The following is a 9,186-nucleotide window of genomic DNA, read 5'->3' on the forward strand; positions in this document are numbered from 1 at the left end:
GGTTACGGCGAGTAGCGGAAAATCCCCCGCCTAAGAGGTAAATGCAATTTCCACCGCCGAAAGATGTTAGCTCAATCCAGAAATTCATCACTGGACACCAAGACCAAAGCCAATCACCGGAGGTAATCATGGTAGCGATCACAATCAAACCAGCCAAAGAGAATTCAAAGACACGCAAATTTAAGCGTACAGGTGAATTCTTCGCGGCGAAGGATGCCAACCGAGTGTTGGCAAGCCGCATTGAAGCAGCGTTCACAAAGCTCTCTGAGGGCTGCACATCTCGGATATGTAAAGCAACGATGTCTATACCCATTCGCAGTACAGAGCAGCCAAGCGCGGACAATATATGTTTGCCAGAGGTAGCTAAGTTTGCAGCAGGCTTCCGTAACATTCGTGAAGATTGCTATCACGTTATTAAGTAGGCCCACCACATAGTTAAGGGGTAAGAGAATGCACCAGTTTAAATTTGGTGATTACGCTCTGATTGAGCAAAAACGCCACGGCGCTCCAAATGAGATTTATGTCCACAAAGTGGTAAGCCATCTCAGCTCAAACTCATGGGTAGATGTTCCGGTTCAGTGTCCAGCTACTGAGAAGCAGCATAACCACATGGAAGCTGTTTGCTTATGCATATGCTGCGGTATTGATGAGACTGTGGTGAAAAGATACCGAGTTAAAGACATGAAGTTAGCGCAGAACATAACGGCCTAAATTGGCGGGTAAATGAGGAATGAATGATGAGTCAATATCGAAACATAAGCATTGAATGGCTTCAACGAATGCATGCGGATGGATATGTAGCTCTGTGTGATGGTGATTCGCAGGAAGTATTAGATTTCATCTCGGAACCCCAGTGACCTTACCCCTGCCACTTAACCGGTGGCAGCAATAAGACCACTGAAACAAACAACGAGCTGCTTATGCGGCTTTTTTAATGCTTAAAAATTGAGGATGACCGCATGAGCAAAGAAACAGTGATTACCTTTAAAGGCTTTGACCAAAATCTTCAATGCCGTGGCTACCAGTTCGAAATCGGGAAAACGTTCACGCATGAGGGAAAGGTCGAGGCGTGCGGTTCTGGCTTCCACGCTTGTGAATCCCCTTTTGATGTTTTCGGATATTACTCACCAGCTGATAGTCGTTACGCGGTAACTGAGTCGTTTGGCACTATTGACCGTGAAGAGGATGGCGATACAAAAATAGCCAGCGCCAGCATAACTATTACAGCGGAACTCACTCTCCCTCAGTTTATTCAGCGCGGCATTGATTGGATCTGGAGCAAAGTTGATAAGTCGCTTGAACAGCAGATAATGACTGGCAACTGGTCAGCGGCAACCAACACTGGCAACCGGTCAGCGGCAACCAACACTGGCAACTGGTCAGCGGCAACCAACACTGGCAACTGGTCAGCGGCAGAAGTCTCTGGATCGCAATCTGTAGCCGCATCATTCGGCGAGAGTGGTAAAGCTAAGGCATCAGAAAACGGGGCTATTGTTCTGTGTTATCGAAATGACGACGGCGAGATAATTCATATCCGTGCCAGCAAAGTTGGCGAGAACGGAATTAAGCCGGATGTTTGGTATTCGCTGAATGAAAATGGTGAATTTGAAGAAGTAACCGAGTAACTCCCCACCCCCACCAATCCCCAGAGTAAGCCTGACAACTGTCGGTGTTTTGCTGTGGGCTAAATACAAGGAAATGAGCATGAGCATAGTCGGTTGGTATTACTTACACGTAAATGGCGACCTTATTTATAAACCAGACCCAGAAGCCATTGCAGACATTCGAGATTCAGACCTCGCTCGATGTGCATGGGCAGTTGACCCGCATGACAGAAAAAGCGCGTGGGAGCTTCTGGTTGAATCAATGGCCTTGGGTGCCAAAGCATCTCGCATCAACGAATTAGCTAGCAAATGGAACTGCAACGATACAGACGCAGATAAGTTTGCCGAAGTTGTTGGCGTGGAAATTGTAAAAGACGGCAACTCATGGTGCGCCCATAAAAAGGACTTTGTGGATTTACAAGAATCACCCGCTGGATTCGGTGATAACAAATTAGAAGCCATGGCTGATTTAGCGAAAGCCCTTGGGATTCAGGGCGGACATATCTGGCGCAGCACATTCTCTGATTTAGTCGCCGTCGCAGTCAACACTCAAAAATCAAACTAACAACACCACTTCAACATTCACTACTAATCAAAAGGTATCCCTATGCAATACGCCATTGCAGGGTATCCCGCATCGGGATGCTCTACTAACTATTTGACAAAAATTCAGCACTCACCGGCCTACCGCCTCACATCAGCAAGTTTCACTCCCCCGCCACGCAAAAGCTTGCTGGACAAGATAGTTGAGTTTCTACGCACGAAGGGGAATCCGCTATGACCATGAGGGAGCTTAAGTGGTGGCATAACCACTGGCTGGTTTGCGCGAAGTCTTGCCGCAAAGCAGGTAGTAGGCGTTCAGCAGCTAATTACCTATCCTGCGCAGCCGCCAAGCGTCGTATTTACCAAATGGATGTATCGGTATCAATTGAGCTTATGGAGGCGGCATGACGCAGGACGAGCGATTTTACGCAGCACTCGAATCAGTTGCATGGACGCGACTGATAGCTGATCCGCGATTCACGGATGAAATGGCACAGATAGAAGCCAATGCAGATCAGCGCACAAGTCAGCAGCAACAAAGAATTCAGGAGGCGCAACGTGGATTTGAATAAATTAGATGAGCCGTTCCCTACCGCTGATATTGAATGGCGAGTTCAGTCTTGCGGAGTGACAAGCAACGGCAAGCCTTGGGCTATGGTGCTGGCTTATGTTACCAACCGGGCAATTATGAAGCGCCTCGATGATGTTTGTGGAAAAGCATTCTGGCGCAATGAGTTTCAGCCAGCTCCAGATAGCGGCGTTATGTGCGGCATATCCATCAAGGTTGAAGAAGAGTGGATCACTAAATGGGACGCAGCCGAGAACACGCAGGTTGAGGCGGTAAAAGGCGGTATGTCAGGGGCAATGAAACGCGCCGCTGTCCAGTGGGGGATTGGTCGATATCTATATCAGCTTGAAGAGGGGTTCGCAGAAGTTAGCCTGGAAAAGCGCAATGGTTGGAACCGAGCCAGCACTAAAGACAAGAAAACAATCTACTGGACGCCTCCCACACTGCCTGCTTGGGCGCTGCCTCTGCAAAGAAATGATGCAGTTGTTAGAGAAGTTAAAGGGCCAAATGTAGACAGAGGATTTGACAAAATACTCGCAGACTTCACGGCTCAAGCATCAGATTGCCAAAGCTCTGAAGAACTGAAATCGATATATACCGCGACATGGAACGCACTGGCTGAATCATCCGATCACCAAGCAAAATGCATTGACGTGTTCAAGCATCGAAACTCAGAACTTAAAAAGGCGGCGTAATGGGACACACAATAACTATCAAGCTACAGAAACCGGCAAGGGAGTTTGCCGCTGGTGATTCCATAGGCTTTGGAATACGTGGCGGGGTTCGCTACTACGACAGGAAGTCGCAGAAAAACGAATTCACCAACTACCAGGCTGTGATTTTTGCCAAGGAAGGCAAGCAAGCGGAGTTTTACAGGGAGGTGCTCATGGAGGGCGCTATCGTTGAGGTGTTCGGGGAAAGCATCAAGGTCGACGTTTACGATGGGCAAAACGGACAATCCATCACTCTAGAGTTGAACAACGCCAGATTAGGATTTATCGAAGCTGGCAATAAACAGGGAAAGCCGCAGCAGCAAGAATCAGGGAAGAGTTCAACGCCGCAAAATCAGCAGCAATGGGGCCAGCAACACGCGCAGGGACAGCAGCAGGCAGCGCACCAAAGCAGCGAACCGCCAATGGATTTTGACGACGATATTCCATTCTGATGTAACAACTCCCCGCAGGTAATCCCATGACAATCAGAAAAGAAAATTATGCAGAAATAATTTCAGGATGCCTCTCGGCTTTTGATTGTGCAAAGCGGGGAGAAGAACACGAACGGCTGTATGAAAACGGATATTTATATGCAGGGATGCTGCACAGAATTAACGCCATGACGGCACACAGTCCACCACTACCGCCAGCAATGGCTGAACAGCGGAAAGCTGCAAATATAGATAACTGGCTTGAGTATTACGCAGCCAATCCTAACACGCAAAATCACGGCCCAACTCGAACAGGTAGCGACCGTGGTGGCTATGGCGACTAACAACAGGAATAAGTATGAAAGACATCATGATCGACATTGAAACTCTAGGCACAACATACGGTTGCGCGGTCTTATCTATCGGCGCTGTTCGCTTTGACCGAAATACTGGCGAGATTGGCGATAAGTTTTACGCAAGCATGGGCCAACAAGCGAAAAAGTATGGTCATGCTTCTCAAGCAACCCTGGATTGGTGGGAACAGCAATCTTCAGAGGCAAAAGAAGCTGCATTTAGTGGCACGGAAGATCCGGTGGCTGTAGCCAATACTTTGGCGAGTGGAATTGATAAAAATGACTTTGTTTGGGGGAATGGATCAATCTTCGATATCACAATTCTTGAAAGCTGGTTTTCGTCAGTTAACGTTGATGTACCTTGGAAATTCTGGAATGTGCGCGATGTAAGAACGGTCGTGGATTTATCGCCACTAAATGTTAAAGACTTTATTCGCGAAGGCGTTCATCACAATGCTCTGGATGACGCAATCCATCAAGCAAAATATATCTCAGCAATGATTCAAAGCCTCCGAGCTTAATCACCCAGCCTAACCCCCCCATTACCGGCAGTCAATCTGCTGAGGAATAGTTATGTCTGAAAATACTGATTATGAAACGTTAAAAGCTGAGCGTGATGCTGCACTCAATACCTGCACTCTGATTGCCGATGCTTTGGGTATTACCGGTGCTGTGGCGGGTGACACTATTGCCAAGGTGCAGCAGTTGGTTGCTGAGAACGCGGCCGCTATTGAAGCGGTGAGAATATTTTCAAATGCAACCGAGCAGCTTACAGAAATCATTGGTGATGAGATTGGAATGGATGGTGTGGGTAAGTTACTTCATGGATTCTCCATCGTTGGAAGTATGCCAGCCACCACTCAGGCGCTTAACGAGGCAAAGGCGAAGGGTGTTGATGAATTGGCGGAAGCATTTAATTCGTGGGCAGATGACAGCAATGGTGATTACGAGGCCGAACGGCATTGGGCTGTAGCTAGCAAAGAAGCATTGAGTTTCGCCGCCAGCCTGAGGGGTGAGCATGAAATCAAATCGTGAAGCTAAGCGGCTGTTAGGGATGTTCACTAACGGAAGGCTTCGAGTAAGTAATCGTGGATGGTTGGTTTTTAGCGCTAATTACCCTCACTTATGGATGGAAAGGAATCTATCGGCTAGACAAAATCGCGCTAGAAAATGGCATAAGAAATTCCGTGAAAGCCTGAGGAGTAACAGCTGATGAATAACATCGAAGAATTGAAGTCCGCATATCGCGATGTCGAATTAACAGCTCGTAATATGCGCGGAAAGCCAGAAGAATATCGAGTTGTAACTGGATTTTGCCCGGTCAACGTTGTTGAAATGCAGGCTCAAAAAATCCAAGCACTGATAGCCCAACTGGAAGCGGCGCAGAAAGAGCGGGATGTATACGCCAAGTTAGCTTCTGATGTCGGAGATATCATCACCCTTTTGCAAAATAATGAATGGGATGAACATATAGGGAAAACTAATGTTGGTGGGCTACTTGAGTACCAAATTACACGACTGATGAACTCAATAGCAGACATAAATACTAAATTATTGGCAGCAGAAGCAGCGTTATCAGCGGCAAACGAGAAGCTGAGTAAGCCTGTTGTGCTGCCGCCCCGTAGAAGCGCTAGTTATTTCGTTGATGAAGAGTTCAGTAATGAAGACCTAGCCGCAATTTACAATGCGGCTCGCCTTGAGTTCAGCGTGAAAGTTAAAAGCGCCGGTTTCACGGTAGAGGGGAATGCAGATGCTGAGTGAAGAGCAGTTAGAGAAAATTGCGAATCCAGTGGCGGTAGATGTTGGTGGTGCTCAGAATCCAATAGTTACGCAAATGGCTATTGAGCTACTGGAATCGCGCGCAGAATCGCTATCACTGCGTGAGCAACTTGCAGAGCTGAAAGCGTTGCCGCCGATTGGTCAGATTGTGTTGAGTGATTATGATTCTGACGGAACACGAACGGCGCGAGTAGCTTGTCTACACGACCAGGCTGATTGGGATAACTTTCAAGACGGCACCTTGTTATTCACAGAATCCAAGCCAGCGGCGGGTTTAGGTGTGGAGGATATTACTGAATTTATGCGCAAAGCATTCTGGCGCGGATTTGAATCAGCTAGAGGTACAGAAAATTCAAATATCCCTGCGGACTGGAAAGATTCAAAACCTAATCTTCTACTCGCTTTGAAAGCAAAAATGTCGGGTGCCTAATGCTAATCGGCTTTGTTCTTCTCATTACTTCCTGCTTTAACGATAGTTGCAACACCCTACCCGTTACCGAAGATATCTACCCCACTCAATCCGAATGCCAGCAAATATCAACGCTGATTAAAGAGCGCAAGCCCAACGTTGTGCTCATGTGCAGCGAAGTGTATAGATAACCGCGCTATAATCCTCCAAACGAATAGGAGGAAGCCATGAGCTACAATCTCGCTGATAAACCGCAAGAAGATAAAGACAAGATGGCTGTGGACTTAGCCGCCAGCGGCGTTGCATTCAAAGAACGCTACAACATGCCGGTTATCCCTGCTCAGATAGAGGAACAGCAGCCAGCGCATTTACGTGAGTATTTTCGCGACCGAGTGAAGCACTATAGGGAAGTAGGTAGAACGATGGGTAAAATGGAATATACCCCGCCAGAAAGAAAGTAAGCACACCACCTCAATGAGCCTCGCTAATGCGGGGTTTTTTATTGCCTAAATTCAGAGGTTACCTATGCAACACTTAGAAATCACCATGCCTGACGGCAGCAAGTGGGCCGTTCCGACCCATGTAGTTCAGGATCATGCCGCCGATAACGGTGTATATATTGCCCATGACGAAGATATAGAAGATTGGGCGGAAAATAATATGGATTGGTCTGACGTTGAAGAATTCGCAGTAATGACCACCCCACCTGAAAAAGATTATCAAGATGGCTGGGTAAATGGCGAGAAGGAATTTATAGAGCGTTAATCACCCACCACGGACTCACAGAAACGGATTTCACTAAATCTGGAGTATCCCCATGGCTATTTCAATGCTCCCAGTCGAGCGTAAATTCCCGCTGCCTGCTGAATTAACTGGCCGAATCAATGACCTTATTCGCGAGTATGACGGCGAGATAGGCCTCTGTGAGGTGCTTGGCGTGCTGGAAATCGTCAAGTTTGGATTGCTGAACCAACAAACAAATGAGGTGGCGTAATGTGCGACGAAATCGACCAAGCCCAAAACCTTGAATTACTCAACATTGAAATCGGAATAGCTAATCGCAAGCCAACAATGACATTTACCGGTCTGTGCCACTTCTCAGAGTGTCGCCAGCCGATTGCTCGCGGCCTGTTCTGTGATGCTGGGTGTCGTGATGATTATGAGATTGATGAGCGGCGCAAGGGGATGGCGGCATGAGTGGTTATCAGCTTATTTATTGTGACCCACCCTGGCAGTACGGGAACAAGGCCAGTAACGGCGCAGCAATTAATCACTACAACACAATGTCACTCACCGATTTAAAACGCCTCCCTGTTTGGTCCCTAGCAGCACCCGATGCAGTTCTCGCCATGTGGTACACCGGCAACTTCAATGACGAAGCCAAGCAACTCGCTGAAGCGTGGGGCTTTCAGGTTCGCACGATGAAGGGCTTCACATGGGTGAAGCTGAACCAACTGGCAGAGGACCATATAAATAAGGCGCTGGCGGCTGGTGAGGTTAACGACTTCTATGACTTCCTCGCTCTACTCAATGCTCAATCCAGAATGAATGGAGGCAACTACACCAGGGCCAATACGGAGGATGTGCTGATTGCAGTGCGCGGCAATGGCCTTGAGCGGCTTAACGCCAGTATCAAACAAGTTGTGTACTCACCATTGGGCGAGCATAGCGAAAAGCCGTGGGAAGTACGCAACCGGCTTGAATTGCTGTATGGAGATGTGAAGCGCATCGAGTTGTTTTCAAGGAAGGATTTAGAGGGGTGGGATACCTGGGGAAATGAGTGCGATCAATCAATCAAACTAATACCTGGCAGTTCGGAGGCAGCATGAACCAACCAAAAGTAACGGAAATACTGTTAGGCATATGCTTTGCACTATTCATTATCTGCCTGGTTGTCTATGTGGTGGGTGATGCTGTGAATGGAGTTCACTGATGATGGCAAATAATATAAAGATTGATTTCGCTGAGTGGAAAGTTGAAGAGCTGCCGCCAGGGATTACATGCTCATTCTGCAAAAAGCATGAAAGCGAGGTTCGTGTCATTACCGGACCTGAGGTGAATATCTGCAATGAGTGCGTGGGCTTATGTAATGAGATTCTTGAAGGGGAAGAGGCTGAGCGGAGAAAGGCTACCGTTGATGACCTTTTATCCATTTATTTTTCTGACGTCAAAGGTGTAGATGTTGGAAATGATTGGGATAGAAAGGGAATGGAGGCGATTTATGATGCCGGTTACCGGAAGCCAAAGGAGTGATACGTGACTCCCGAAGAGAGACAGAACGCCCTCCAGTCAGCAGCAAGAAACTGTAACAACGAAATTAAAACCACCCTCGCCGATCTGCCGGCTAACACCAACAAAGACTCCATCACCCGCCCTATCATCCTGCGCCATTACGAAAAGCTAAAGCCACTTGGCTACAAGCTGGCTTGGCTACAAGCTGGCTTGGCTTCTTTTCGCCATCGGCGTGCTGAATGGTCAGTTTAAGTGGAATCGGTGATGGGATTGATAAAGAGATAAGAGGCCAAAATGGATAATGTTATTCAGCTTGTACCAGCCGAATGGGTTTCTGAGTCGGTACTTATGGCCGTAACAGGCCTAAAAAAGAACACAATTAAACACGCAAGAAATACCTCGTGGATGGAAGGCCGAGAGTATCGCCATGTTTCTGGCAATGGCGAACCGCATGAAACCGCCCCATGTTTTTACAAACTAAAACTAATTGAAGAGTGGATAGGAAGAATGCCGAAAGCAGTACGCCGAGAGAAAAAGTCTGCTTAAATAGCAAT

20 protein-coding genes are annotated in these 9,186 nt (G+C 47.6%); all 20 read left to right on the forward strand.

What is annotated here, in order from left to right; translation table 11 throughout:
• Window positions 1-128: 128 nt before the first annotated feature.
• Complete coding sequence (locus FTB31_RS15850) at window positions 129-422, forward strand: transcriptional antitermination N peptide (RefSeq protein ID WP_227731564.1); 294 nt, start codon at window positions 129-131, stop codon at window positions 420-422.
• Window positions 423-450: 28 nt separating this feature from the next.
• Window positions 451-711 carry a hypothetical protein gene (locus FTB31_RS15855; protein ID WP_050287282.1) on the forward strand — a complete coding sequence of 87 codons (261 nt, stop codon included), beginning with the start codon at window positions 451-453 and terminating at the stop codon, window positions 709-711.
• A gap of 248 nt (window positions 712-959) precedes the next feature.
• The gene (locus tag FTB31_RS15860; RefSeq protein WP_227731565.1) at window positions 960-1,625 is read left to right on the forward strand and encodes a DUF7666 domain-containing protein; all 666 of its coding nucleotides are present in this window, start codon (window positions 960-962) and stop codon (window positions 1,623-1,625) included.
• A 79-nt stretch (window positions 1,626-1,704) separates the two neighbouring features.
• The gene (locus tag FTB31_RS15865; protein WP_227731566.1) at window positions 1,705-2,169 is read left to right on the forward strand and encodes a hypothetical protein; all 465 of its coding nucleotides are present in this window, start codon (window positions 1,705-1,707) and stop codon (window positions 2,167-2,169) included.
• 382 nt (window positions 2,170-2,551) lie between these two features.
• The gene (locus FTB31_RS15870; protein WP_186371821.1) at window positions 2,552-2,719 is read left to right on the forward strand and encodes a hypothetical protein; all 168 of its coding nucleotides are present in this window, start codon (window positions 2,552-2,554) and stop codon (window positions 2,717-2,719) included.
• Window positions 2,706-3,410, forward strand: a complete 705-nt coding sequence (locus FTB31_RS15875) for a Rad52/Rad22 family DNA repair protein (RefSeq protein ID WP_227731567.1) — start codon at window positions 2,706-2,708, stop codon at window positions 3,408-3,410. The genes FTB31_RS15870 and FTB31_RS15875 overlap by 14 nt, the downstream gene beginning before the upstream one ends.
• Window positions 3,410-3,880, forward strand: a complete 471-nt coding sequence (locus FTB31_RS15880) for a single stranded DNA-binding domain-containing protein (protein ID WP_050077668.1) — start codon at window positions 3,410-3,412, stop codon at window positions 3,878-3,880. The genes FTB31_RS15875 and FTB31_RS15880 overlap by 1 nt, the downstream gene beginning before the upstream one ends.
• Window positions 3,881-3,906: 26 nt before the next feature.
• Entirely contained in the window at window positions 3,907-4,203 is a 297-nt protein-coding gene (locus FTB31_RS15885; protein WP_227731568.1) for a hypothetical protein, read from the forward strand.
• 14 nt (window positions 4,204-4,217) lie between these two features.
• Window positions 4,218-4,733, forward strand: coding sequence for a 3'-5' exonuclease (locus tag FTB31_RS15890; protein WP_077174410.1), 516 nt, complete (start codon window positions 4,218-4,220; stop codon window positions 4,731-4,733).
• Between the two features lie 52 nt (window positions 4,734-4,785).
• On the forward strand, window positions 4,786-5,247 hold the full coding sequence (locus FTB31_RS15895; RefSeq protein ID WP_227731569.1) for a hypothetical protein: 462 nt from the start codon (window positions 4,786-4,788) through the stop codon (window positions 5,245-5,247).
• Between the two features lie 177 nt (window positions 5,248-5,424).
• Complete coding sequence (locus FTB31_RS15900) at window positions 5,425-5,973, forward strand: hypothetical protein (RefSeq protein WP_227731570.1); 549 nt, start codon at window positions 5,425-5,427, stop codon at window positions 5,971-5,973.
• Window positions 5,963-6,421: a hypothetical protein gene (locus FTB31_RS15905; protein WP_227731571.1), complete on the forward strand. Its 459-nt coding sequence runs from the start codon at window positions 5,963-5,965 to the stop codon at window positions 6,419-6,421. The genes FTB31_RS15900 and FTB31_RS15905 overlap by 11 nt, the downstream gene beginning before the upstream one ends.
• Window positions 6,422-6,627: 206 nt before the next feature.
• Window positions 6,628-6,861, forward strand: a complete 234-nt coding sequence (locus FTB31_RS15910; RefSeq protein WP_050111199.1) for a DNA polymerase III subunit theta — start codon at window positions 6,628-6,630, stop codon at window positions 6,859-6,861.
• A gap of 64 nt (window positions 6,862-6,925) precedes the next feature.
• On the forward strand, window positions 6,926-7,165 hold the full coding sequence (locus FTB31_RS15915) for a hypothetical protein (RefSeq protein ID WP_227731572.1): 240 nt from the start codon (window positions 6,926-6,928) through the stop codon (window positions 7,163-7,165).
• Between the two features lie 52 nt (window positions 7,166-7,217).
• Complete coding sequence (locus FTB31_RS15920; protein WP_186368509.1) at window positions 7,218-7,394, forward strand: hypothetical protein; 177 nt, start codon at window positions 7,218-7,220, stop codon at window positions 7,392-7,394.
• On the forward strand, window positions 7,394-7,597 hold the full coding sequence (locus FTB31_RS15925; RefSeq protein WP_227731573.1) for a hypothetical protein: 204 nt from the start codon (window positions 7,394-7,396) through the stop codon (window positions 7,595-7,597). Before FTB31_RS15920 ends, FTB31_RS15925 begins: the two co-directional genes overlap by 1 nt.
• A complete protein-coding gene (locus FTB31_RS15930; protein WP_227731574.1) occupies window positions 7,594-8,229 on the forward strand; it encodes an MT-A70 family methyltransferase in 636 nt (211 codons plus the stop codon). The genes FTB31_RS15925 and FTB31_RS15930 overlap by 4 nt, the downstream gene beginning before the upstream one ends.
• A 103-nt stretch (window positions 8,230-8,332) precedes the next feature.
• Window positions 8,333-8,653 carry a ClpX C4-type zinc finger protein gene (locus FTB31_RS21530; RefSeq protein WP_072081870.1) on the forward strand — a complete coding sequence of 107 codons (321 nt, stop codon included), beginning with the start codon at window positions 8,333-8,335 and terminating at the stop codon, window positions 8,651-8,653.
• 3 nt (window positions 8,654-8,656) lie between these two features.
• Complete coding sequence (locus FTB31_RS15940; RefSeq protein WP_227731575.1) at window positions 8,657-8,884, forward strand: hypothetical protein; 228 nt, start codon at window positions 8,657-8,659, stop codon at window positions 8,882-8,884.
• Window positions 8,885-8,926: 42 nt separating this feature from the next.
• Window positions 8,927-9,178, forward strand: coding sequence for an excisionase family protein (gene xisR / locus FTB31_RS15945; protein WP_050148831.1), 252 nt, complete (start codon window positions 8,927-8,929; stop codon window positions 9,176-9,178).
• The last annotated feature ends 8 nt before the right edge of the window (window positions 9,179-9,186 follow it).

Source organism: Yersinia proxima (genome assembly GCF_902170785.1).
In the GTDB taxonomy this organism is placed as follows: Bacteria; Pseudomonadota; Gammaproteobacteria; order Enterobacterales; family Enterobacteriaceae; genus Yersinia; species Yersinia proxima.